This is a genomic window from Mycobacterium mantenii, from assembly GCF_010731775.1.
In the GTDB taxonomy this organism is placed as follows: Bacteria; Actinomycetota; Actinomycetes; order Mycobacteriales; family Mycobacteriaceae; genus Mycobacterium; species Mycobacterium mantenii.
In genome coordinates, this window is sequence record NZ_AP022590.1 from 2,778,005 (window position 1) to 2,801,856 (window position 23,852).

A 23,852-nucleotide genomic window follows, 5' to 3' on the forward strand; every position below is an offset into this window, starting at 1 on the left:
GGGACGACCGATGCCCACTGATTCGTTCGACATGATCAAGTACGAGGTCGACGGGCACACCGCGACCATCACCCTGAACCGTCCGGACGCCCTCAATGCGCTCAGCCCGCACATGATCACCGAGCTTCGCGCCGCCTACGACGAGGCCGAAAACGACGACAACGTCTGGCTGATCATCGTCACCGGCACCGGCCGCGCGTTCTGCACCGGCGCCGACGTCAAGGAGATACCCGAAGACGGCAAGGTGATCTACGAGCGGCCCTACCTGTCGACGTACGACCAATGGGAGGCGCCGCAGGAGGGCACGCCCCCGTTTCGCACCATGGCTAAGCCCGTGCTGACCGCGGTGAATGGAATCTGCTGTGGCGCCGGCATGGATTGGGTCACCACGACCGACATCGTCATCGCTTCGGAGCAGGCGACCTTCTTCGATCCGCATGTCAGCATCGGGCTGGTGGCCGGCCGGGAACTGGTGCGGGTGTCTCGGGTGTTGCCCCGCTCGATCGCGCTGCGAATGGCCCTGATGGGCAAGCACGAGCGGATGAGCGCCGGGCGCGCCTACGAGCTCGGGTTGATCAGCGAGATCGTCGAGCACGACCGCCTGCTGGAACGGGCCCACGAGATCGCCGATATCGTGAATTCCAATGCGCCGCTGGCTGTCCGGGGGACACGACTGGCGATCCTCAAGAGCCTCAACGTGCCGCTGCACGAGGCGGAGATACTCGCCGAAACCTTCCGCGAGCGCGTGCTGCGCACCGAGGACGCGCAGGAAGGCCCCAGGGCGTTCGTCGAGAAGCGCAAACCGAATTGGCAATGCCGATGAGCTTCGAAACCATTCTGCTCGAGGTCGACGCGGACGACCACGTCGCCACGATCACGCTGAATCGCCCGGGGCAACTCAACGCGTTCAACCGCACCATGTGCGAGGAGATGGCCCGCGCGTGGCGGATGGTCAAATTCGACGATTCGGTGCATGCGGTGGTGTTGCGCGCCTCCGGCGACCGGGCGTTCAGCGCCGGGCTGGATATCAAGAAACCGTACGGCCAGCCCGAAAACGTTTGGAACCATGAGGATCCCGGGGAACTGCTCAGCCCCAAATGGCAGAAGATGTGGAAACCGGTGGTGTGTGCGGTTCAGGGCATGTGCACCGCGGGGGCGTTCTACTTCATCAACGAATCCGACGTGGTCATCTGCTCGGAAGATGCCACCTTCTTCGATTCGCACGTATCTGCCGGGCTGGTCTGCGCGCTGGAACCGATCGGCCTGATGCGGCGCATCGGCCTGGGCGAGACGTTGCGCATCGCACTGATGGGAAACGACGAACGAGTCAGCGCGGACACGGCGCTGCGCATCGGGTTGGTATCGGAAGTGGTTGGCGCCGAGGCGCTGTGGGATCGTGCCCACGAGATCGCGGCCGCCATCGCCGCCAAGCCGCCGGCCGCGACCCAGGGCACCGTCAAGGCAATCTGGGAATCGCTGGACAAACCGTACCGCGCCGCATTGGACCAGGGCCTGATCTACACCCGGCTGGGAAACCCGTTGGGCACGGCGGAACTCGCCGCTCAACACGATTCCCCGGCCCGGGGCGCCACTTGGACACCAAAGATACGCTGATGTCGCGTCACCCATTGGTTCAACGCATCGCCGACGTGCTCGACCTCCAACCGGAGTCGCATGCCCTCGAGTATGGCGGCCAATGGATCTCCTGGGCTCGGGTCGGCGCATCGGCGCGACGCATCGCTGCCGTAACCGAGGGAGCGGAAGTCGGGATGCTGCTGCGCAACCGGCCGGGGCACGTCGCGGCGTTTCTGGGTGTGCTGCTCGGCGGTGGCACGGTCGTGGTCATCAACCCCTCGCGCGGTGACGAGCGCACCAAGACCGACGTTGCCGGGCTGCGGCTTCCCGTGATCGTCGGCGAGCGCGACGATCTGACGAGGCTGGTCGACGCGGGCGCGCCGACGGTTACGATCTCGGGCCTGCTGGACGGCGACGACGTTTCCGCGCCGCGCGCCGTCGACGCCGGTCCGCCGTCCGGTGTCGCCGTGCGCATGCTGACCAGCGGCACGACGGGCCCGCCGAAGCGAATCGACCTCGGCTACGACATGTTGGCGCGCAGCGTGATGGACGCCGAACCCGACCGCGCGCCGGCGTCGGTAGAGCCGCGCCGCGGCGTCGCGATCGTGAATTCGCCGCTGGTGCACATCGGCGGGGTGTTCCGCGTGTTGCAATGCATCACCGAGGCGAGGCCGTTCGTGCTGCTGGAACGATTCGAGCTCAACGCATGGGCCGAGGCGGTGCGCAAGCACCGGCCCCGCGCGGCGTCGCTGGTACCGGCCGCACTGCGCACGGTATTGCATTCCGACCTTTCGCGCGCCGACCTGGAGAGCCTTCGGGCCGTCACCTGCGGGACGGCGCCGCTGTCGGCCGACGATGCCGATGCCTTCACCGAGAAGTACGGCGTGCCGGTGTTGACCTCTTATGCGGCAACTGAATTCGGTGGCGGCGTCGCGGGCTGGACCCTTTCCGACCATCAGCGGTACTGGAAGACCAAGAGGGGCAGCGTCGGTCGGGCCAATCCGGGCGCTCGGCTCCGGGTGGTCGCCGAGGACGGAACACCGCTGGGCCCGGACGAGGTCGGCCTGCTAGAGGTCAAGCCGGGCCAGCTGGGGCCCGCCGCGCAATGGATGCGGACCACCGACATGGCGCGAATCGACGATGATGGCTTTCTCTGGATCGTCGGCCGCGCCGACCAGGCGATAATCCGCGGCGGCTTCAAGGTGATGCCCGACGACGTTCGCGCCGCTTTGGAAAGCCACCCCGCGGTGGCCGGTGCGGCCGTGATCGCCCGACCCGACGAGCGGCTCGGCGAGACGCCGGTCGCGATGGTCGAGCTCCGCCAGCCGGCGTCGGCCGACGAGCTGGTGGCGTATCTGCGCCAGCGACTGGCTCGCTACGAGATACCCACCGAAATCGCGATCGTCGACGCGCTCCCCCGAACACCTTCGGGGAAGGCCGATCTCGGTGCGGTTCGGGGCTTCTTCCGCGAGCCCACAATGCAGCGCGATCATGCTCGTTGAGTCGTTGACGGGCGCCCAGATCCTGCGGCATCAAGCCCGCATTCGCGGGGACCACCCGCTGCTGGTCTGCGACGATGACCGGATCAGCTACGCCGACGCTGATCGGCGCTCGGCTGAGCTGGCCCGCGGGTTGATCGCCCTCGGCGCCGGCAAGGGAACACATGTGGGCCTGCTCTATCCGAACGGACCCGAGTTCGTCGTCGGGATGCTGGCGGCGACCCGGATCGGTGCCGTGGTGGTCCCGTTCTCCACCTTCGTCACCGCCCGCGAGCTGCGCGAGCAACTGGTCGACGGCGACGTTTCAATCTTGTTGACTGCCCCCTCTTTTCGCTCTCACGATTACGTGCAGCGACTATCCGAGATCCTCCCGGACGCTGATCTCGGTTCCCGATTGCTGTGTGCCGCGGCACCCCAGCTGCGCCACGTCGCGGTCACTCACGAGGCGGTGTACCGGCTAGCCGATTCCACCGACCCCGCGCTCCTGACGGCGCTGGAAGATGACGTCGCAGAATGTGATCCGCTGGCGATCGTGTACACGTCGGGATCCACCAGCGCCCCGAAGGGAGTGGTGCACACCCACGGTGCCCTGCTCGCGCATCAGCAGAACCTCAACGAAATCCGGGGTCTGACTTCCGACGACCGATTGTTCTGCAATTCGCCGTTCTTCTGGATCGGCGGGCTGGCGTTCGGCCTGCTGGCGACCCTGCTGGCCGGATCGACCCTGGTGTGTTCCAACGCCACCGATGCGGGTGCGACGCTGGACCTGCTCGAGGCCGAAAATCCGACCATCACCAACGGGTTCACGGCGGGGATCGCCCACCTCGGCGACCACCCGAGCTTCCCTGCGCGCGATCTGTCGTCGATGCGGCGCGGCAACCTGTACCCGATCATGGCTCCCGACGCCCGCCCGGCCGATCCGGAACTGCGGCACAACATGCTGGGCATGACCGAGGCCGGCAGCGTCGTGCTGATCGGCGATGACGAGTCCGACCAACCCGAGCACCGGCGCGGCTCGTTCGGAAGGGCGGCACCGGGATTCGAGACCAAGGTCATCGATCCCGATACCGCGGCCGTCGTACCGGTCGGCGAGATCGGCGAACTGTGCCTGCGCGGGCCGTACCTGATGCAGCGCTACCACAAACGCAGCCGGGAAGAGTGTTTCGATGCCGACGGCTGGTTCCACAGCGGCGACCTGGTGCGCGTCGATGCCGACAAATTCGTCTATTTCGTCGGCCGGCGCAGCGCGATGATCAAAACGTCGGGCGCCAACGTCTCGGCGGCCGAAGTGGAGAAGGCCATCGGCACGGTCACCGGCGGAGCGCCGGCCTATGTGATCGGCATTCCCGACGTGCGGCGCGGTCAGCTCGTCGCGGCGGTGGTCGTGCGGGACGGCGGTACGGCGGATTTCGACGGCGCCGCGCTGGCCGAACGACTCCGAACGGAGCTGTCCGCGTACAAGATTCCCAAGCGCTTCGTCGCGCTGTGTAGTGCCGAGGTTCCGCTGCTGTCCAGTGGCAAGGTCGACATGCGACAACTCAGAAAGCTCTTCGATGTCTGAGCCCGCAACCGGATACACCATCGATGCGTTGGTACGTTCCCGGGTGGCGCAATACGGCCCCAAACCGATGGTGATCGACCCGGACTCTCGAACCAGCTACCACGAGCTAGACAACGCCACAACGGAACTCGCCGCGGTCTTTATCGAAGCCGGCGTCGGCAAGGGTACCCGGGTAGGACTCATCATGCCCAACGGCACCCGCTGGGTGCGGGTCGCCATCGCCCTGACCCGCATCGGCGCGGTGCTGGTCCCGCTGAGCACCCTGCTGACGGCCGCGGAGCTGGTCGCGCAACTGCGAGTGGCCGCAGTACAGTTCCTGATCAGCGTCGAGGAATTCCGCGGCCACCGCTACCTCGACGCCCTGCAGACGGCGCAGCAAGCCGAACTCCCTGCGTTGCGCCAGGTTTGGTCGATCGACCGACTCGACAGCGCCGTCGCGAGCGAAGCTGCCCGCAACATCGTCGACGCCGTGACGGCGACCGTCGCGCCCGCCGACCCGCTGGTCATCATGTTCACCTCGGGCAGCAGCGGATCGCCCAAGGGAGTCGTCCATTCCCACGGCAACGCGTTGGGCGCCGTGCAGTCGGGCCTGGCGGCGCGTTGCATCACTTCCGAAACCCGCCTGTACCTGCCGATGCCATTCTTCTGGGTGGGCGGTTTCGGCAGCGGAATACTGTCCGTCCTGCTGGCCGGCGCCACCCTGGTGACCGAAGAAATACCTCGGCCGGAAACGACCCTGAAACTGCTGGAAGGCGAACGGGTCACGCTGTTTCGGGGCTGGCCGGACCAAGCCGAGACGTTGGCACGGCACGCCGGCGAGGCCCACGCTGGCCTCTCGGCTCTACAGGCGGGAAGCCTGCAGGCCCTGTTGCCTCCCGAGCAGCGCGCCCAACCCGGCGCGCGGGCCACGCTGTTCGGCATGACCGAGGCCTTCGGGCCGTACTGCGGCTATCCCGCCGACACCGACATGCCCGCGACCGCGTGGGGCAGTTGCGGAAAACCGTTCGCAGGCATGGAAATCCGCATTGTCGACACCGACACCGGCGAGCCCGTCGCGGCGGGCGTCACCGGCATGATCCACATCCGCGGACCGCACACGCTGCGCGGCATCTGCGGGCGGACCCGCGAGGACCTGTTCACCGCCGACGGCTTCTACCCCACCGGTGACCTCGGCCACCTCGACGAGGAGGGATTCCTGTTCTACCACGGGCGATCCGACGACATGTTCAAGGCCAGCGGGGCGACCGTCTACCCCAGCGAGGTCGAGCGCGCGCTGCGCGCGATCGACGGCATCGACAACGCCTTCGTCACCAATGTGCCCGGCACGACGGGTGATCGGGTGGGCGCGGTGGTGGTATGCGGCGATCGCGCACTGACTACCGCACAGCTGCGCGGCTCCGCACGTGCCCTGCTGAGCGCCTTCAAGGTCCCGACGGTCTGGCTGCTGCTGGATTCCGACGACGAGGTGCCGCGCGGCGGCACCGGCAAGGTCGACATCCGCCGACTGCGCGAGATGCTGGCCGACGAGGCTCAGGGAACCCGCGTCCAGGGCTGACAGTTCTGCGACTCGAAGGCCTTCACCGATGAGTTGATGTTCGCGAACATCGGGCCGATGGAGGTGTTCGTTTGGAGCACATGGTCCTTGTTCGCGTCCGGCGTGCTGTAGGTGAACCACGAGCACATCGACTCCTGGGTCGGCACGTTGTTGATCCACACTCCGAAGGCCGATCCCGACCCGCCGGTGTGATAGAGGCCCGGTGCGATGTCGGGCCCGACGACAAAGACACCGTTGCCCGGGATCGGGTCGAGCAGGTCGGCATTCGCCGGTGCGGCGAACGCGAGTGCGCTAATGCAGACGACGCACACAGCCGATGCACGAAGCGGTGGGGACATTCTTCCTCGCTCTGCCCTGTTGCCCCCCTTGCGTTGCAGCGTATGCCTAGTTGGGCGCGCGCAACAAGAGATGCCGGCGCAGGGGCTTCACGAAGACCCGGGGCCGGCCTCGACGACCACCCCACGCGCAACGAGGTGGTCGATCAATGGAACCGCGCCGGCGGCAAGATGTTCCGACATGGCCGCGCGGGCGAGCTTGTCGTCGCGCTTTTTCAGGGCGGACAGGATCCGCCGATGGTCCTGCATCGATTGCTCGGGCCAGCCCTCGATCGCGGGAAACACCGATTCGGGGGCGTAACGGGTGATCTGTGACATCAATTGGGCGAGCTTGGGCGAGTCCGCCGCGACATTGATCGCGCGGTGGAATTCGTGGTTCAACCGGACGGTGTGTTCGTGTTCGTCGCCGGCGTAGGCGGTCTCCAGCTGCGCCTGGACCTCCTTGAGTTCGCGCAACTGCTCGTCGGTGATGTTGAGCGCCGCCCGCGCGGCCAATTCACCACCGACGTGCGCCTGCACGTTCGCCACATCGGTGACGTCGCGTCCGGTGACCGGCAACACCGCAAAGCCGCGCCGCGGCTGCTGATTGATCAGGCCCTCGGCACACAGCGCGAACAGCGCCTCACGCACCGGGGTGACACTGATGCCCAACTCCGCGGCCAATTGATCCAACCGGACGTACGATCCGGCGGCGTACGTGCCGTCGAATATCCGCCTGCGGATAATCCGCGCAACGTCCTCGGAAAGTTGAGGCCGCGCAGCGAAATCCGGAACGCTCATCTGCTTACACCTGATACTCGGCGAGCAGTCGCTTGCTGATGATGTTCTTCTGGATCTCGCTGGTGCCCTCTCCGATCAGCAGGAACGGCGCGTCACGCATCAGCCGCTCGATTTCGTATTCCTTGGAGTAGCCGTAGCCGCCGTGGATCCGGAAACTCTGTTGGGTGACCTCGGTGCAGTACTCGCTGCACAGGTATTTGGCCATCCCGGCGGCCACGTCATTGCGTTCCCCCGAATCCTTCAGGCGCGCCGCGTTGACCATCATCAGGTGTGCGGCTTCGACTTTGGTCGCCATCTCGGCCAATTGGAATGCGATGGCTTGATGCTCGGCGATCGGCTTGCCGAAGGTCTCACGTTGTTGGGCGTAGCGCACCGCGAGCTCGAAGGCGCGAATCCCGACACCGCACGCGCGCGCCGACACGTTGACCCGGCCGACCTCGATGCCGTCCATCATCTGGAAGAAGCCCTGCCCCGTGGTGCCGCCAAGAACGTCGTCGGCGCCGGCCTGATAGCCGTCGAAAATCATCTCCGTCGTTTCGATGCCCTTGTAGCCCAGCTTGTCGATCTTGCCCGGGATCCGCAGGCCGGGAACGACTTCGCCGAAACCGACCGGCTTCTCGACGAGGAACGCCGTGAGATTGCGGTGCGGTTTGTCCGAGCCCTCGTCGGTGCGCACCAGCACCGCCACCAGCGTCGAGGTGGCGCCGTTGGTCAGCCACATCTTCTGGCCGTCGATGGTGTAGGTGCCGTCGTCGTTGCGCCGGGCGCGGGTGCGGATCGCGGCCACGTCGGAACCCAGCTCCGGCTCCGACATCGAGAAGGCGCCGCGGGTCTCCCCGGCGGCCATGCGGGGCAGGAACCGCTGCTTCTGCTCGTCGGTGCCGTGCTGGCGCAGCATGTACGCCACGATGAAGTGTGTGTTGAGCACTCCGGACACGCTCATCCAGCCGCGCGCCAGCTCCTCGACGCACAGCGCGTAGGTGAGCAGCGACTCCCCCAGCCCGCCGTACTCCTGCGGAATCATCAGGCCGAACAGGCCCATCTCCCGCATCTGGTCCACGATTTCCTGAGGGTAGGTGTCACCGCGCTCGAGCTCGGCCGCGTGCGGAATGACTTCCTTCTCGACGAATTTCCGTACGGTGGCGATGATCTCGGTCTGGATCTCGGTCAGTCCGAGGGTCTGGGCGAGTTTGGTCATGTGCTGTGTTTCCCTTTCGGCCGCTCAGCAGGCGATGGTCTTGGCGTTCGTCAGACGCTCGATGTCGGTGGCGCTCAAGCCCAGACGCGCCAGGACGTCGGCGGTGTCGGCCCCCAGGGCGGGCGCGGGCGCGCTGGCCGGATGGGTACCGTCGAACGCGGCAGGCAGGCCCGGGGCGAAGTAGTCGCCGAGACCCGGCTGCCGCAATCGCGAAAACATCGGATTGTCAGTGACCTTCGGTCCCGCTGCGACCTCGGCGAAGGTGCGGTACCGCTCGAACAGCACCGTGGTGCCGGACAGGGCGGTGGTGATCTCGTCGGCGGTGTGATCGCCGAACCAGGTGGCGAACAGGCCCGACAGCACGTCGCGGTAGCGGTAGCGGTCGCCTTCGGAACCGAAGTCGGCGCCCAGCGCCTCGGCGAGGGCTGACACCGCGGCGTCCGTGCCGGTCACGGCGAGCAGGTCGCGAAAGTGCCGATTGGTCAACGTAACCACCATGAACCTGGCCCCGTCGCTGCTGGTGAAGTCCTGCCCGTACTGGCCGTAGATGGCGTTGCCCAGCCGTTCGCGTTGTGTCCCCACGACTTGCGGCTCGGTCAGCAGCCCGAGGTTGGCGGCGGTGGCCAGGGCCACGTCCTCCAGCGCCAGGCTGATCCGCGCCCCGGCCCCGGACTGTTCGCGGTGGCGCACGGCGGTGACGACGGCCAGCGCGGCGTACAGTCCGCAGCACACGTCCCAGGCCGGCAGCACGTGATTGATCGCACCGGCATGATCGGCCGGACCGGTGACGAGCGGATACCCGAGGCCCGCATTGACCGTGTAGTCCACTCCGGTGGAACCGTCACCGCGCCCGAGCAATTGAACGTGAATCACGTCGGGGCGCTTGGCCGTCAGGACATCGTGGCCGAGCCAGGACAGGCCCGCGGCGTTGGTCACGACGACGCCGTCGCCCTCGATGATCAGCCGCTGGACCAGTTCCTGGCCGTCCGGGGAGCGCAGATCGATGGTGGCCGAGCGCTTTCCCTTGTTCAGCCCGGTCCAGTAGATCGAGGTGCCGTCTGCCGCCAACGGCCACCGTTGCACGTCGGAGGCGCCGCCGACAGGGTCGACGCGAATGACTTCCGCGCCAAGCTGACTCAGCGTCATGCCGCACAGTGGCGCGGCGACGAAACTCGACACCTCCACCACGGTGAGGCCGTCCAGCGGCAACCCCGATCGGGTCATCGGGATGCGACCCGCTCGAAGACGGCGGCAAGGCCCTGCCCGCCGCCGATGCACATGGTCTCCAGGCCGTAGCGGGCCTCGCGGCGATCGAGCTCGCGCGCCAAGGTCGCCAGCATCCGGCCGCCCGTCGCGCCGACCGGATGGCCCAGCGAGATCCCCGAACCGTGCACATTGGTCCGCTCGTGATCGGCGGCGCCGAACTTCCATTCCCGCATCACCGCAAGCGCTTGGGCGGCAAAGGCTTCGTTGAGCTCGATGAGGTCGATGTCGGACAGTTGCAGGCCAGCCTTGGCCAGGGCCACCTCGGTCGCGGGCACCGGCCCGATGCCCATGACGTTGGGTGCGACCCCCGCCACGCCCCACGACACCAGGCGCACCAACGGCGTCAGGCCGTATTCGTCGGCCTTCTCCGGCGTGGTGACCACGCACATCGATGCGGCGTCGTTCTGCCCGCTGGCGTTGCCTGCGGTGACCGTCGCCTCCGGATCATCCTTTACCAGAACGGGTTTGAGCTTGCCCAGCGATTCGACCGATGTGTCGGCGCGTGGGTGTTCGTCGGTGGCGATGACTTCTTCACCGTTTCGGGTGAGGATGATCACTGGGATTATTTCAGAGTCCAGGACGCCGTCTTTCTGCGCGGCAACGGCACGCTGGTGGGAGCGCACCGCGAGCTCGTCCTGCTCCAGGCGCGAAATGCCGTACTGGCGGCGCAAATTCTCGGCGGTATCCAGCATTCCGCCGGGCACCGGGTAGTTGCGGCCGCCGGCGGTCGTGCGTCCCCTAGCCAGCCCGTCGTGCACCCGTACTCCGTGGCGGGCACCACCCCAGCGCATGTCGGTGGAGTAGAAGGCGACGTTGCTCATGCTCTCGCAGCCGCCCGCGACGACGAGATCGCTGTCGCCGCTGCCCACCTGCAGGCCCGCTTGGATGACGGCCTGCAGGCCCGACCCGCAGCGCCGGTCCACTTGCATGCCCGGAACCGTCACCGGCAGACCGGAATCCAGCGCCACCACGCGCCCGATCGCCGGAGCATCGCTGTTGGGATAGCAGTGGCCGAGGATCACGTCCTGCACGGCGTCGGGTGCCAGCCCGGTCCGTTCCAGCAGCCCCTTGAGTGCGGTGACACCGAGGTCAACCGCGGTCAGCGACTTGAACATCCCACCGTAGCGGCCGATAGGCGTCCGGACGGGCTCACAAATCACGGCCTGGCGCATGGCGCTCACAGGTGTCGGCCGCCGGTGATTTCCATAACGGTGCCGGTCATGTACGACGACAGGTCGGACGCCAGGAACAGCGCCACGCTGGCGACCTCGCTGGGCTCGCCGGCCCGGCCCATCGGCACCTCGGCGACCTTGGAATCCCAAATGCGCTGCGGCATGGCCTCTGTCATGGCGGAGCGGATCAAGCCCGGGGCAATCGCGTTCACCCGGACGCCCAGGTATGCCAGCTCTTTGGCGGCCGCCTTGGTCATGCCGACGATGCCGGCCTTGGCCGCCGAGTAGTTGGTCTGGCCGATCATGCCGACCTTGCCCGACACCGAGGACATGTTGATGATGGCGCCCCGCTTGTTTTCCCGCATGACGTTGGCGGCCAGCCGGGTGCCGTTCCAGGTCCCCTTCAGGTGCACGGAGATGACTTGGTCGAACTGCTCCTCGGTCATCTTGCGCATCGTCGCGTCCCGGGTGATGCCGGCGTTGTTGACCATGATGTCCAGGCCGCCGAAGCGCTCGATCGCGGTCTGGATCAGCGTTTCGACGTCGGACGACTGGGTGACGTCGCACCGGACCGCGACGGCGACGTCGTCGCCGCCCAACTGCTTGGCCACGACCTGGGTTTCCTCGAGGTTGACATCACCGAGCACGACTCGCGCACCCTCGGCGACGAAACGCTCCGCTATCGCCAACCCCAGCCCTTGCGCTCCGCCTGTGATGACTGCGGTCTGACCTGACAACAACGACACCTGATCACTCATCCTTCACTGCTATCGCCTCCACCGGGCACGTGCCGGCAAATATCATATTTGATATAGGATCCTGCTCTGAACCGGGGTGCCCCGGACTGGGAGAGGAGCGTGGAGTCGATGGCGACCGCCGAATTCGCTGAAGTATCGGACGAAGACTTCCGCGAGATCCAGGCTCAGACAAGGCAATTCGTCCGCAGCGTCGTCGTCCCGCGCGAGCAGGAGATCCTCGACACCGATCGCGTCCCCGACGACCTGCGCGACGAAGCCAAGAAGATGGGACTGTTCGGCTACGCGATTCCCCAGGAGTGGGGCGGCCTTGGCCTGGACCTGAGGCAAGACGTCGAGCTGGCGATGGAGTTGGGCTACACGTCGCTGGCGCTGCGGTCGATGTTCGGCACCAACAACGGCATCGCCGGGCAAGTTCTGGTCGGGTTCGGAACCGACGAACAGAAATCTCGCTGGCTGGAGTCGATCGCGTCCGGCGACGTCGTCGCCTCCTTCGCGCTGACCGAACCCGGCGCCGGATCGAACCCCGCCGGGCTGCGGACCAAAGCCGTTCGCGACGGCTCCGAAAAAGACGGGGCTTGGGTCATCTCCGGCCAGAAGCGGTTCATCACCAACGCGCCCGTCGCCGATCTCTTCGTGGTGTTCGCGCGGACCCGCCCGGCCGACGACCAGGGCCCGGGGATCGCCGTCTTCCTGGTTCCCGCGGACGTCGCGGGCGTCGAGGTGGGCGCCAAGGACGCCAAGATGGGCCAGGAAGGCGCCTGGACAGCCGACGTCAACTTCACCGACGTCCGCGTCGGCCCCGACGCGCTCGTCGGCGGCAGTGAAGACCACGGATACCGGGCGGCGATGACCTCGTTGGCCCGCGGACGGGTGCACATCGCCGCGCTCGCGGTGGGCGCCGCTCAACGCGCACTCGACGAATCGGTGTCGTACGCCGCCACCGCGACGCAGGGCGGGACGCCGATCGGAAGCTTCCAGCTGGTGCAGGGCATGCTCGCCGACCAGCAGACCGGCGTGATGGCCGGCCGTGCGCTGGTGCGCGAGGCCGCTCGGCTGTGGGTCGCGAACGAGGATCGCCGGATCGCGCCGTCGGCCGCCAAGGTCTTCTGCACCGAAATGGCCGGCAACGTCGCGGATCTCGCGGTGCAGATTCACGGCGGCACGGGTTACATGCGGGGCGTGGCCGTCGAGCGCATCTACCGCGATGTGCGTTTGCTCCGGCTGTACGAGGGCACCAGTGAAATTCAGCGTTTGATCATCGGATCGAATCTCGTCAAGGCGGCGCAGCGATAGCGGTGGCCGCGCCGAACCCAACAGAGGAGCAACTATGAGCGGCAAGCTTGCCGGAAGAGTGGCATTCATCACCGGCGCGGCACGCGGGCAGGGCCGGGCGCACGCGGTGCGCCTGGCCTCCGAAGGCGCCGACATCATCGCCGTCGACATCGCGGGCAAGCTGCCGTCCTGCGTGCCCTATGACCCGGCGACTCCCGACGACCTGAGCGAGACCGTGCGCCTGGTCGAGGCGGCCGACCGCCGGATCATCGCCTCGGTCGTGGACACCCGCGACTTCGACGAACTCCGCAAGGTCGTCGCGGATGGTGTCGCCGAGCTGGGACGCCTGGACGTCATCGTCGCCAACGCCGGGGTCGCGGCCCCGCAGGCCTGGGACGAGATCACGCCGGAGAACTTCCGCGACGTCATGGACATCAACGTGACGGGCACCTGGAACACCGTGATGGCGGGCGCGGACAAGATCATCGAGGGCGGCCGCGGCGGCTCCATCATCCTGATCAGTTCGGCGGCCGGAATGAAGATGCAGCCGTTCATGATTCACTACACCGCCAGCAAGCATGCCGTCACGGGGTTGGCGCGGGCGTTCGCCGCGGAGTTGGGCAAGCACTCGATCCGGGTGAACAGTGTGCACCCGGGTCCGGTGAACACGCCGATGGGATCCGGCGACATGGTCACGGCGGTGGGCAAGACGATGGAAACCAACCCACAGCTGTCGCACGTCCTCACACCGTTTCTGCCCGACTGGGTCGCCGAGCCGGAGGAGATCGCCGACACCGTGTGCTGGCTGGCCAGCGACGAGTCGCGCAAGGTCACCGCGGCCCAGATCCCGGTCGATCAGGGTTCGACGCAGTACTGATCGCCCTCGGCGCCAGATGGCACGGGAATAGCTGCACGGGCCCGGCGTTTGCACTCGTCATGAAAGCCTTCAGCGAAACCGAGCGCCAGGAGTTTCTCGCCGACAAGCACGTGGCGGTGCTGTCCGTCGCCGCCACCGAAGGCCGACCGCCGGCCAGTGTGCCGATCTGGTACGACTACACCCCCGGTGGGGACATCCGGATCATGACCGGGGTGTCGAGCCGCAAGGCCCGCCTGATCGCGCAGACGGGGGCGGTGACGCTGGTGGTCCAGCGCGAGGAGCCGCCGTATCAGTACGTGGTGGTGGAAGGCACCGTCGTCGAGACCACCAAGCCGGCCCCGGCGGACCTGCAGGAGTCGACCGCCATCCGTTACCTCGGCGAGGAGGGCGGCCGGGCGTTCGTGCGCAGCATGGAAGGCGTCGAGGAGGTGCTGTTCACCATCCGGCCGGACCGCTGGCTGAGCGCCGATTTCACCGGCGACCTCTGAGTTGTCAGCCGATCAGGTCCAGCGTCCCCAGTTCCCGGATCGCCCGGCAGCCGCGGCTGAGCATGGTCAGCACCATGTCGTCGCCGCGCTCGGTGGCCGCGGCGAACGCGAATCCCAGCGCCGAGATCAGCGGTGCCTGCAACACCCCGAGCCGGTAGTCGCGCCAACATGTTTCGCTGTCGTAGTCGCTGACCCCGAGCGCCGTCAGCGAGCGGTGGTAGTCGGCGACGAGCTCTTCTTCGATGCCGGCGCGCAGCTGCGAATTCAGGCTGGTCGCGGTGAAGTAGGCGAGATCGCGGGCCGGCAAACCGACGCCGAGGGTCTGCCAGTCGACGACGCTGACCCTGGTGCGCTCGGGATCGAACAGCAGGTTGTCCAGCCGGTAGTCGCCGTGCAGCAAGGCGAACCGGTCATACTCGGACAGCAGCCACGGCGCGATCGAACCCATCGCCGCGCGGAAGGTGTCGCGGTCTTCGGCGCTCATCCGGTCGCCCAGCTTCTCCAGTGTGATGTCGGCGCTCATCTTCGCCACCTCACCCATCCCGCCCGCGCCGGCTTCATCCGGCCGGCCGAACGCGATGCCCGGGAAATCGAGCCAGACGGGATCGCACCAACTCGGCGCGTGTAGGCCGGCCAGCGCGGTAACCGCAAGGCGCGCTTCGGTTTCACCACAGCCGACGAGTTGATCCCCCTGCACCGCCGGCGCCTGATCGGCCAGCAGCAGGGCGAAATCCATTGCGTCCTCGCTGATTTCGGAGTAAAAGCACCGCGGCGTCGGCACCTGCACCCGGTCCGCGACCGAGGAGTAGAACGCGCATTCGCTCCGGTAGCCGATCACCACCCGGTCGCGCACCGTATCGTCCTGGGCGGGCAGTTTGATCACAAAGGTCGGCGGCAGGTCACCGGGATCCGTCGCATAGCGCGCGGTCACCCGGTAGGTCGCCCCGGTCTGTCCGGTGCCGATCGCGACCACGTCCACGTCGGCGACCTCGACGGGTGCGCCGCTCCCGCTGAGCGCGGCCGACAACCACTGCGGGGTCACGTCGCCGGGGTAACGCGGTATCGACAGCACAGCACTCATAAGCAGCACGCCTCCTGTACGCAGACAGCTCGGTCCGACTGACAAACTGTAAGGCATACCGCAAGAGTTGCGGTTCATCGCGGTGCGCTAGTCGGCCAGAATGCGCCATTCGGCGGCTTCGTGCTGCTGCCGCCAGAATTCGCCGAAACGGCCGCCCGCAGCGAGCAATTCGTCAACGGCGCCGTCCTCGACCACCTGTCCGTTGTCGAGGAACAGCACGCGGTCGACGTGACTGATGCTGGCCAGCCGGTGCGCGACGATCACCTGGGTGCGCGAGTGCGGCTCGGCGGTGAGTGCGTCGACCACCGCGGCCTCGTTCTCGGTGTCCAAAGCGCTGGTCGCCTCGTCTACCAGCAGGATCGGCGCGGGTTTGAGCAACGCGCGGGCGATGCTGACCCGTTGGCGCTCACCACCGGACAATGCCGAGCCGGCCTCGCCGACGACGGTGTCGGCGCCGTCGGGCAGCCGCCCGACGAGCTCGTCGACGCGCGCCAGTGCCACCGCCCGCGCGAAGTGCTCGTCGACGGCGCCGGGATCTCCGGCCAACACGTTGTCGCGGATCGAGCCGTGGAACAGGTAGGGATGCTGGAACACGACGCTGCTGGCCGCCCGCCGGGCCTCGCCGTCCAGCGTCGCCGCGTCCACCCCGTCGATCAGCACCCGGCCGCCGGTGGGCTCGTGCAGCCCGGCGATCAGCGCCAGGATGGTGCTCTTGCCCGAACCGGACGGCCCGACAATCGCCGTGGCGCTCCCCGGCTCCAGCGTGAAGCTCACCCCGTCGAGCACCGGCGTGCCCGCGCCGTCGTAGCGGAACACCACGTCGTCGAACTCGATACGGGGGGCCGCGGTGCCCGCCAGCGCGGCGGTTCCGGCGTTCATCAGCGGCGCGGTGAGCACGCGCCGGATGTTGTCGAGCGTGGCGCGGGTGCTCTCCAGCGCCGGCGCCAGCTCGCTGAGGGCGGTGAACGGCTCGAGGTAGCGCACGATGACGACGATCAACGCGATGGCCTCGGGCACCGTGAGCGTTCCGTTCACGGTCAGCGCGGTGGTCGCCCCGGCCAGCAGGATCAGCGCTAGCTGGCTGGCGAGGCTGAACAGCAGCTGGCCCGGAACCTGCATGGAGAGCAGACGCATGGTGGCGCCGTGTTGTGCCGCCAGCGCGTCGCCGACCAGACTCCTCGCGGGCTCGACGCGCCGCGCGGCCCGCAACGCCTGCTGGGTCCGGGCGAACTCGATGATCCGCTCGGTGAACGCGCTGTTGGCGTCGGCCGCCGCGGCATCGGCGCGGCGCGCCAGGCGCGCCGACGCCCACAACGCGCCCAACAGCAGCGGCAGGCCCCCCAGCGCGGCGACCCCCAGCTGCCAGGAGACCGGCAACAAAACCACGGCGATAGCCGCGGGCAGCAGGACGGCGGAGATCAGCGGCGTGAGCAGGTTGACGACGAGGCCGACGAGTTCAGGCCCGGTGGCAGCGATCGCCTGCCGTGCCGTCGCGGTGTGCTCGGCGGTGAACCAATCCAGCCGCACGCCGGGCAATCGATCCGCCACGTCGTGCTGGCTGTGATCCAGCACCGCGAAACCCAGGTTGAAACCGATGCGCGCGGTGGCGGTGTCGATGACCCAGCCCGTCACGGTCGCGGCGGTCAGCCAGCCCAGCCAGACCAACGCGCGCTGCGGGACGTCGCCGAACAACGCCCCCACCAGCGGGACCAACAGCACGGTGGCCACCGCGCGCACCACCACGGAGACCAACGCCAGCACCATGTAGGTGATGACCCGGCTGCGGCGGTCCGCCGGAACCAGACCCAACCAGGTGCGGATCATCGCGCCACCTCGCCGGCCGCGCCGGCGGCCACCTGCGCGCGACGGCCGCCGTCCCACAGCCGTCGGTACCGACCGTCGGCGGCCAGCAGCTCGTCGTGCGTGCCGCGTTCGGCGATGCGGCCGTGGTCGAGTACGGCGATCTGGTGGGCCCGGGTGATCGTGTGCAAGCGATGCGCGATCACCAGCACTGTGCGGTCCTGGGTCAATCGATTGAGCGCTTGCTGCACAAGGTATTCCGATTCCGGGTCGGCGAAGGCGGTGGCCTCGTCCAGGATCAGCACCGGGGTGTCGGCCAGGATCGCGCGGGCGATGGTGAGCCGCTGGCGTTCACCGCCCGAAAGCCCGCTTCCGGCGCACAGCATGGTGTCGTAGCCGTTCGGCAGTCGCATGATGCGGTCGTGGATCTGCGCCTCACGGGCCGCTTGTTCAATTTGCGCCGCGGTGGCATCGGGAACGGCGAGCGCGATATTTTCGGCGACGGTACCGTGCACCAATTGCGTTTCCTGCAGGACGAATCCGACTTGGGCGTAGAGCTGGTCGGCGGTCATCGACCGAATGTCCTGTCCCCCAACGCATATCGAACCTTGCTGGACGTCGTGGAACCGGGCCAGCAAGGCGGCCAGCGTCGACTTGCCGGATCCGGAGGGGCCGACCAGCGCGGTGACCGTGCCGGGCCGCAAGGTCAGCGACACGTCGTGAATGACCGGGACGTCGGGGCGGTAGCCGAAGCCGACGTTGTCGAACACCACCGTCCCCGCCGGCTCCCCGGTGGTCTCGTCGTGGTCTCGCACCGCGAGGTCGGCCTCGTCGAGCGTGTTCTGCAGGCGCCGCGCGGCCAGCATGCCGGCGCGAATGCCGCCCAGGCCGTAGGCGATGCCGAGCAGTCGCGCGCCGAATGTGGTGCCCAGCAACAGGAACGGCAGCAGATCGACCGGATTCATCCGGCCGGTGACCACCAGCAGTGTGCCCGTGACCGCGATGAGCCAGAGGAATGTCGAGGGACGGGTGACCAGGTCCATGAACGTCTTCTTGCCGGCCAGCGGGCGCTGCCAGGCGACCAGGAAGCCGACGTATTCGTCCAGCCGGCGCCGGAAACTGGACGCGGCGGCACCGCCGAAGACACGAATGACCGGCTGGCCCTCCAGATATGCGCCGGCCTCACCGCTCATCGTCTCCGCCCAGCGCTGCGACTGCGGGATGCGTGGACCGGACTGAATGGTCAGCGACGACGTCAGCACCAGGTACGCCAGCACGGGCGCAAACAACACCAGCGCCACCCGCCAGTCGACGGCGAACAGGTAGACCAGCACCGCGACCGGTGCGACGGCCGCGGCGACCGCGTCCGGGATGGCGTGGGTGACCAGGTAGTGCAAGGACAGCGTGTCGTCGGTCAGCAGCTGCTTGATCGACCCCGACCCGCGTGCGGTGAACCAGCCCAGCGGTAACCGAGACAGCTTGCGCAACAAGCGCGAACGCAAGTCCCGGGCGAACCGCGCGTCCACGACATGCAGCCAGAGCGTGAGGGCGGCGCCGAGCAGCGCCCCCAGGCCCAGCAGCGACACCGCGGCGATGCCGATGTCGACCAGACGCGACGCCGGCGCCCCGGACACCAGGAGCCGGGCCAGCTCGACCAGCAACACGAACGGCGCCAGTTGCACCAGCGTGATCACCGCCTGCAACACGCCCGAGAGGATCAGCGCCGAGCGCAGCGGGGCGAGCAGCCGGCCCGCACCCTGGGCACGCCAGTTTCCGCGGGCCACCGGGACGGGCGGCGCGTCGGACGCCTGCGGAGCCGATTCCAGCTGCGCCGCAAGGTCTTCCGCGGATACACCGGGTGCGATGGTGTCGGGCGAGTCCGGCTCATCGCCGCGCCGGGTGCCCATCGCGCGCCCGGCGCTCCAGTAGGCCTGGGCGTGTACCTCGGATTTGGGGAAGCCGAATTCGTCGCGCAGCCGGGTTCGCACCTGTTTGAGCGTCGTGGCCTCGGGCGTCGCCCACGCATACCAGTCGGACCAATCCCTGCTCTCGATCGCGGCGGCAAGCGACTTCTCGTCGTGGCGCGCTACCCAGTGCACGCGCAGCCGGGGATGCCGGGCGATAGGGATCAACGTGTCGTTGTCGTCGTGCTGTTCGAGGTACATCTCGATCGGAACGTCGTCGGGGACGACCCCGATGATCCCGTTCATTCCCGGGATGGATGCCGAGTCGCCGATCAGCAGGTAACCGGCCGGCTGCTCGTCGGGCACGTCGAATCGCGACGATCCCATCAGCGCCATCACCGCGATGCTCGCCCCGGGCTGCACGGTGCGCGCCCAGAGCGATGCCGGACCGGCGGGGTCATGCAGCACGATGTCGACAGCGAAGTGTCCGGCGGGGACGTCAGCCTCCGAGATCGTGTACGCGCGCTGGAATTCCGTCTTCGACCCGTCCGGGTCCGGGAACCAGAACCGAAGCCACGCGGCCGGTTCGGCATCTACGTCTTCGAAGAGCGTGGGCGAGGTCATGCGTACCCGCACGAAATGCGGGGCGATCCGGACGGTTTCGATCACCGTCGCGGTGTGGTCGCGCGCACCGAAGCTGCGCAGCATCACACCGGAGAATCCGCGTGCCATCACCGGTCCTTTCTTGCGGCGCTCCGCGCCGCACGGCCTCACCGATCTGACGACCCGGCGGAACCACCGTCGTGAGGCCACGGATCGAGGCGGCCGGCAATGGCCGCGTACACCCTGGGTTCGACTAGGTGATCACCGGCCAGCCGGTCACGGCTGGGTACGTTACCCCACAAACTAAGGGTTGCCTAACCATAGGTCAACCTCGGTGCCCTCCGCCGTCCGTGCCCGTCGGTAACGTGGCACGTATGAGCGGTGAGTCAACGGCGCCGGTGCTCCTGTACGACGGGGTGTGCGGGGTGTGCAATCGGTCGGTGCGCACGATCCTTCGCGTCGATCCCACCGGTCCCCTGCGCTTCGCGGCCCTGGAAAGTGTCTTCGCCAAGGCGATCATCGAGCGGCATCCGGACATCGGCGGCGTCGATTCGGTGGTGTTCGTCGATGATCCTGGCCGGCCCTCGGAGCGGGTGGCCGTCCGGTCCGATGCCGTGCTGCGGGTGGCCGATTATCTCGGCGGAGCGTGGCGGCTGTTGACGGTCGCGCGCGCCATTCCGGCTCCGCTGCGCGACTGGCTCTACGACAGGTTCGCCGCCGTCCGCTATCGCGTCGGCGGCAAGTACGACAGTTGTCCGCTGCCGGCGCCAGAGGTGCGCGCCAGATTCGTGGCGGACTGAGAGTTCCGGTTAGCAGCCGGCTCCGAAATCCGCGGATTCTTTCCGCTTCAGCTCGGCCAGCTTGCGGTCGTCTTCCGCCGCTTTGCGGTGGAAGACCGCAGACCTGCGGTGCCTGTCAACGTCGAGCACGCCCCGTTCGACGGCCCGGTCCTGTAGCTTCGCGACTCGTTCGTGCTGGATCGCGGAGTCTTCGAAGCTTTGCGCCGCGGACAGCCCCGCGCAAACGGCGCGTTCTCGGGCTACGGCGGCCCTGCGTTCTGCGAGCTCGATTTCTTCTGCGGTGACGGCTTTTTCGCCTGGCGGTGTGGGCTCTCTTCCGGTGAGCATGACGTCTCCCTTCCGTCGTGTGAGTTTCAGGTACCCGCCATGGAGGGTTTGACGCTCACATCGTTGGAAATCTTGGTGTCGGGTGCTGAGAACTTCGTTTGCTGCTGCCCACCGTCTGGCCATGCGATTCGAATCGGCCTTGGGCCGTCCGACGGGAAACTTCAAGCCATTCTGAGCGTTGCGCCCGGTTAGTAGGTCGCAATCAATGAGAAATTTTCGCAGAAGGGCGCAATTTGGCTGGTGCTGCTAGCCGTCGTGTTCCTGATGTTGTGCTTCCTCGGTCAGGTGGCGATCATCCCGCCATCGCCATGCTGGTTGCCCGCATCGCCGCGGTGCCGACTGTCGTTGGGTTGCTGGGGACAACGGTTCGCAAGCGAAGCTAGATACGGGCGACCACCAAGCGGTCGCCGTTGGAGGATGAGTGCGGGCGGAGGGACTCGAACCCTCACGCTCTTTCGAGCACCGGCACCTAAAGCCGGCGCGTATTCCAGTTTCGCCACGCCCGCAGCCTGCCGATCGTACCGCTCAGCTCACGGTCCGACCCGTCGGCGGCACCCTCGACGAATTCGTCGGGCTCAAATCGTGAGCGGTACGGTCAAGGGGTGTCCACTACACATCGTCGCAGGCCGGCGCTGATCGCTCTGGTGATCGTCGCGGCATGCGGCTGCCTGGCCCTGGGCTGGTGGCAGTGGACCCGGTTCCAGTCCGTTTCCGGCTCATTTCAGAACCTCGGCTATGCGTTGCAGTGGCCGCTTTTCGCGTGGTTCTGCGTGTACGCCTACCGCAAATTCGTTCGCTACGAAGAGGAAGGCCCACCGCCGCGCAGCGCCGACGCCATGACCGAGATACCCGCCGGGCTGTTGCCCGAGCGACCCAAGCCCACGCCGCAGGAACCCGACGACCCCGCGCTGCGGGAGTACAACACCTACCTGGCCGAGCTCGCCGCGCAAGACGCCGAAAAGCAGAAGAGGACAACCGCATGACCACACCGGAGACGCCCGGGGCGCCAGTGCCCGCAGTCCCCGTCGACAAGATCCGCACCGCGTTGCTCGGCTACCGGATCATGGCGTGGACGACCGGTCTGTGGCTGATCGCGCTGTGCTACGAGATCGTCTCGCACCTCGCCTTCGGCCACGAGATCCGCTGGATCGAAGTCGTCCACGGCTGGGTGTATTTCATCTACGTGCTGACCGCCTTCAACCTGGCGATCAAGGTGCGCTGGCCGCTCGGCAAGACGGTGGGCGTGCTGCTCTCCGGGACCATCCCGCTGCTCGGCATCATCGTCGAGCATTTCCAAACCCGGGACGTCAAGGCGCGCTTCGGCCTCTAGGTCACCTCCGTCCCAGCGGTCTCTTTCCGGCATGGCACCGCGAGTGCCCAGCTTTGCGCGACAACGCCGGGCAATAGCAAGTTGTCGCTCAAGGGCGGGCAAAACGTCAATCATCCTGCGCCGGGACTGGAGTGATGCCTGCTGCCGATGCCCCGCGGAGCGTTCTAACCCGACCGGGCCAGCGTTTCCAGCGCCGGCAACAGCAGCCGCAGCGCGCGACCGCGATGCGAGACCGCGTCCTTCTCCGCAGGACTCAGCTCTGCCGCGGTGCGGTCGAAGCCATGGGGAACGAAGACCGGGTCATAACCGAAACCGCCGTCGCCGCGCGGTTCCCGGGCAATGCTGCCGGGCCACTCACCGCGGACGACGACCTCGCCGGCGGCCGAGACGAGCGCACAGGCGGACACGAACGCCGCACCGCGCCGACCGTCGGGCACGTCGCGCAATTGCGCCAGCAGCAATGCGGTATTGCCGGCGTCGTCGCCGTGCTTGCCCGCCCAGCGCGCTGACAGCACACCCGGCATGCCGTTGAGCGCGGCCACCTCCAGCCCGGAATCGTCGGCCACACTTGCCAGCCCGGTCGCGGTGAACGCATCCCGCGCCTTGGCCAAGGCGTTGTCCTCGAAAAGCGCGCCCGTCTCGGGTGCTTCCTCGAACGGCGCCACATCGTCGAGCGACGCCAACGTCAGCCCCGTCAGGCCGGCAGCGTCGAGCACCCGGCGCAACTCGGCCAGCTTCTTCGGGTTGCGGCTGACGACCAGGAGCCGTGACGATCGCAAGGGCGGCGAAGCCGGGCGCAGCGGGTCGTCACCATCAGGCACGGTCAGCTGCCGAACGCCTTCGGCGCCGGAGCCCCCTCGGGAAGGTCACCGGGGTACGGGAGCTGCAGCGCCTCGCGCTGCGCGGCGAACAACTTCTCGCATGCGGCCAGGGCCACGTCGAGCATCTTGTCCAGCGTCGAGCGCGGGAAGGTCGCGCCCTCGCCGGTTCCCTGAATCTCCACCAGGGTCCCGGTGTCGGTGGCGACGACGTTCATGTCGACCTCGGCGCGGGAGTCCTCCTCATAGGGCAGATCGACCCGGATCCGGCCGTCGACCACGCCGACGCTGACCGCCGCGATCGCACACGATAACGGCCGCGGGTCGGACAACTTGCCCGCCGCGGCGAGATAGGTCACCGCATCGGACAACGCCACGAAGGCACCCGTGATGGCCGCGGTGCGGGTGCCGCCGTCGGCCTGCAAGACGTCGCAGTCGACGGCGATGGTGTTCTCCCCCAACGCCGCCAGGTCGATGCAGGCCCGCAGCGACCGGCCGATCAGCCGGCTGATCTCCTGGGTGCGCCCGGACAGGCGGCCCTTCACCGATTCGCGGTCGGAGCGAGAGTGAGTCGCCGACGGCAACATCGCGTACTCGGCGGTCAGCCACCCCAGGCCCGAACCCTTGCGCCAGCGCGGCACTCCGTCGGTGACGCTGGCGGTGCACATCACCTTGGTGTGGCCGAATTCGATCAACACCGAACCAGCGGGATGGTCAGTGAAACCGCGGGTGATGACGACGGGCCGAAGCTCGTCGTCGAGGCGGCCGTCTTCTCGTCTCGTCACGACGCCAACACTAGCCCGCCGACCATGCGCGCCCCGCGCTGAGGAGCCGGGCGACTCGGCACGGCCGC

General features: G+C 67.6%; 23 protein-coding genes and 1 tRNA gene. 11 read left to right on the forward strand and 13 right to left on the reverse strand.

Annotation, left to right across the window (positions count from 1 at the left end; all coding sequences use genetic code 11):
* The first annotated feature begins 10 nt into the window (after nt 1–10).
* Genes G6N50_RS12430 through G6N50_RS12450 form a run of 5 tightly spaced genes read left to right on the forward strand, consistent with a single transcriptional unit; the run spans nt 11 to nt 6,190 of the window.
* On the forward strand, nt 11–823 hold the full coding sequence (locus G6N50_RS12430; protein ID WP_083094268.1) for an enoyl-CoA hydratase/isomerase family protein: 813 nt from the start codon (nt 11–13) through the stop codon (nt 821–823).
* Nucleotides 814–1,614 (forward strand): enoyl-CoA hydratase/isomerase family protein, encoded by an 801-nt coding sequence (locus tag G6N50_RS12435; RefSeq protein WP_083094269.1) that lies wholly within the window; start codon nt 814–816, stop codon nt 1,612–1,614. The genes G6N50_RS12430 and G6N50_RS12435 overlap by 10 nt, the downstream gene beginning before the upstream one ends.
* Nucleotides 1,614–3,077, forward strand: coding sequence for a class I adenylate-forming enzyme family protein (locus tag G6N50_RS12440; protein WP_083094270.1), 1,464 nt, complete (start codon nt 1,614–1,616; stop codon nt 3,075–3,077). Before G6N50_RS12435 ends, G6N50_RS12440 begins: the two co-directional genes overlap by 1 nt.
* On the forward strand, nt 3,067–4,635 hold the full coding sequence (locus G6N50_RS12445; protein ID WP_083094271.1) for a class I adenylate-forming enzyme family protein: 1,569 nt from the start codon (nt 3,067–3,069) through the stop codon (nt 4,633–4,635). Before G6N50_RS12440 ends, G6N50_RS12445 begins: the two co-directional genes overlap by 11 nt.
* Nucleotides 4,628–6,190: a class I adenylate-forming enzyme family protein gene (locus tag G6N50_RS12450; protein WP_083094272.1), complete on the forward strand. Its 1,563-nt coding sequence runs from the start codon at nt 4,628–4,630 to the stop codon at nt 6,188–6,190. The genes G6N50_RS12445 and G6N50_RS12450 overlap by 8 nt, the downstream gene beginning before the upstream one ends.
* On the opposite strand, the gene G6N50_RS12455 is transcribed toward G6N50_RS12450, so the two are convergent.
* The 6 genes from G6N50_RS12455 to fabG all read right to left on the reverse strand — a co-directional run bounded on the left by G6N50_RS12455 (nt 6,166) and on the right by fabG (nt 11,699).
* Entirely contained in the window at nt 6,166–6,528 is a 363-nt protein-coding gene (locus G6N50_RS12455) for a hypothetical protein (RefSeq protein WP_083094273.1), read from the reverse strand. The genes G6N50_RS12450 and G6N50_RS12455 overlap by 25 nt on opposite strands.
* A gap of 87 nt (nt 6,529–6,615) precedes the next feature.
* Nucleotides 6,616–7,305 (reverse strand): GntR family transcriptional regulator, encoded by a 690-nt coding sequence (locus G6N50_RS12460; RefSeq protein ID WP_083094274.1) that lies wholly within the window; start codon nt 7,303–7,305, stop codon nt 6,616–6,618.
* 4 nt (nt 7,306–7,309) lie between these two features.
* Nucleotides 7,310–8,503, reverse strand: a complete 1,194-nt coding sequence (locus G6N50_RS12465; RefSeq protein ID WP_067837895.1) for an acyl-CoA dehydrogenase family protein — start codon at nt 8,501–8,503, stop codon at nt 7,310–7,312.
* 24 nt (nt 8,504–8,527) lie between these two features.
* Nucleotides 8,528–9,727: a CoA transferase gene (locus G6N50_RS12470; protein WP_083094275.1), complete on the reverse strand. Its 1,200-nt coding sequence runs from the start codon at nt 9,725–9,727 to the stop codon at nt 8,528–8,530.
* A complete protein-coding gene (locus tag G6N50_RS12475; protein ID WP_083094351.1) occupies nt 9,724–10,941 on the reverse strand; it encodes an acetyl-CoA C-acetyltransferase in 1,218 nt (405 codons plus the stop codon). The genes G6N50_RS12470 and G6N50_RS12475 overlap by 4 nt, the downstream gene beginning before the upstream one ends.
* 5 nt (nt 10,942–10,946) lie before the next feature.
* Nucleotides 10,947–11,699: a 3-oxoacyl-ACP reductase FabG gene (gene fabG, locus G6N50_RS12480; protein WP_083094276.1), complete on the reverse strand. Its 753-nt coding sequence runs from the start codon at nt 11,697–11,699 to the stop codon at nt 10,947–10,949.
* Between the two features lie 108 nt (nt 11,700–11,807).
* Between fabG and G6N50_RS12485 the strand changes: the two genes are divergently transcribed.
* From G6N50_RS12485 to G6N50_RS12495, 3 genes are read left to right on the forward strand one after another with little or no spacing between them, the layout of a single operon-like run.
* Complete coding sequence (locus G6N50_RS12485) at nt 11,808–12,992, forward strand: acyl-CoA dehydrogenase family protein (RefSeq protein WP_083094352.1); 1,185 nt, start codon at nt 11,808–11,810, stop codon at nt 12,990–12,992.
* Between the two features lie 34 nt (nt 12,993–13,026).
* The gene (locus tag G6N50_RS12490) at nt 13,027–13,848 is read left to right on the forward strand and encodes a mycofactocin-coupled SDR family oxidoreductase (protein WP_083094277.1); all 822 of its coding nucleotides are present in this window, start codon (nt 13,027–13,029) and stop codon (nt 13,846–13,848) included.
* A 59-nt stretch (nt 13,849–13,907) separates the two neighbouring features.
* Nucleotides 13,908–14,336, forward strand: a complete 429-nt coding sequence (locus G6N50_RS12495) for a pyridoxamine 5'-phosphate oxidase family protein (protein WP_083094278.1) — start codon at nt 13,908–13,910, stop codon at nt 14,334–14,336.
* 4 nt (nt 14,337–14,340) lie between these two features.
* On the opposite strand, the gene G6N50_RS12500 is transcribed toward G6N50_RS12495, so the two are convergent.
* From G6N50_RS12500 to G6N50_RS12510, 3 genes are all read right to left on the reverse strand, one after another.
* Nucleotides 14,341–15,417, reverse strand: a complete 1,077-nt coding sequence (locus tag G6N50_RS12500) for a phosphotransferase family protein (RefSeq protein WP_083094279.1) — start codon at nt 15,415–15,417, stop codon at nt 14,341–14,343.
* An 87-nt stretch (nt 15,418–15,504) separates the two neighbouring features.
* Nucleotides 15,505–17,241: an ABC transporter ATP-binding protein gene (locus G6N50_RS12505; RefSeq protein WP_083094353.1), complete on the reverse strand. Its 1,737-nt coding sequence runs from the start codon at nt 17,239–17,241 to the stop codon at nt 15,505–15,507.
* A complete protein-coding gene (locus tag G6N50_RS12510) occupies nt 17,238–19,853 on the reverse strand; it encodes an ABC transporter ATP-binding protein/permease (RefSeq protein ID WP_083094280.1) in 2,616 nt (871 codons plus the stop codon). Before G6N50_RS12510 ends, G6N50_RS12505 begins: the two co-directional genes overlap by 4 nt.
* 245 nt (nt 19,854–20,098) lie before the next feature.
* Between G6N50_RS12510 and G6N50_RS12515 the strand changes: the two genes are divergently transcribed.
* A complete protein-coding gene (locus G6N50_RS12515; protein WP_083094281.1) occupies nt 20,099–20,524 on the forward strand; it encodes a thiol-disulfide oxidoreductase DCC family protein in 426 nt (141 codons plus the stop codon).
* A 9-nt stretch (nt 20,525–20,533) separates the two neighbouring features.
* Here the strand turns inward: G6N50_RS12515 and G6N50_RS12520 are convergent, their stop codons facing one another.
* Both G6N50_RS12520 and G6N50_RS12525 read right to left on the reverse strand, forming a co-directional pair.
* Nucleotides 20,534–20,851: a hypothetical protein gene (locus G6N50_RS12520; protein ID WP_083094282.1), complete on the reverse strand. Its 318-nt coding sequence runs from the start codon at nt 20,849–20,851 to the stop codon at nt 20,534–20,536.
* 422 nt (nt 20,852–21,273) lie between these two features.
* Nucleotides 21,274–21,357: transfer RNA gene (locus G6N50_RS12525), tRNA-Leu, on the reverse strand.
* 96 nt (nt 21,358–21,453) lie between these two features.
* Here G6N50_RS12525 and G6N50_RS12530 point away from each other — a divergent pair.
* Nucleotides 21,454–21,834, forward strand: a complete 381-nt coding sequence (locus G6N50_RS12530) for a hypothetical protein (RefSeq protein WP_083094283.1) — start codon at nt 21,454–21,456, stop codon at nt 21,832–21,834.
* A complete protein-coding gene (locus tag G6N50_RS12535) occupies nt 21,831–22,181 on the forward strand; it encodes a DUF3817 domain-containing protein (protein ID WP_083094284.1) in 351 nt (116 codons plus the stop codon). The genes G6N50_RS12530 and G6N50_RS12535 overlap by 4 nt, the downstream gene beginning before the upstream one ends.
* A gap of 164 nt (nt 22,182–22,345) precedes the next feature.
* Here G6N50_RS12535 and rdgB read toward each other — a convergent pair whose 3' ends face one another.
* Together rdgB and rph are read right to left on the reverse strand one after the other, a co-directional pair.
* Complete coding sequence (rdgB, locus tag G6N50_RS12540; protein ID WP_083094354.1) at nt 22,346–22,960, reverse strand: RdgB/HAM1 family non-canonical purine NTP pyrophosphatase; 615 nt, start codon at nt 22,958–22,960, stop codon at nt 22,346–22,348.
* 44 nt (nt 22,961–23,004) lie between these two features.
* On the reverse strand, nt 23,005–23,784 hold the full coding sequence (rph, locus tag G6N50_RS12545) for a ribonuclease PH (protein ID WP_083094285.1): 780 nt from the start codon (nt 23,782–23,784) through the stop codon (nt 23,005–23,007).
* Between the last annotated feature and the right edge of the window lie 68 nt (nt 23,785–23,852).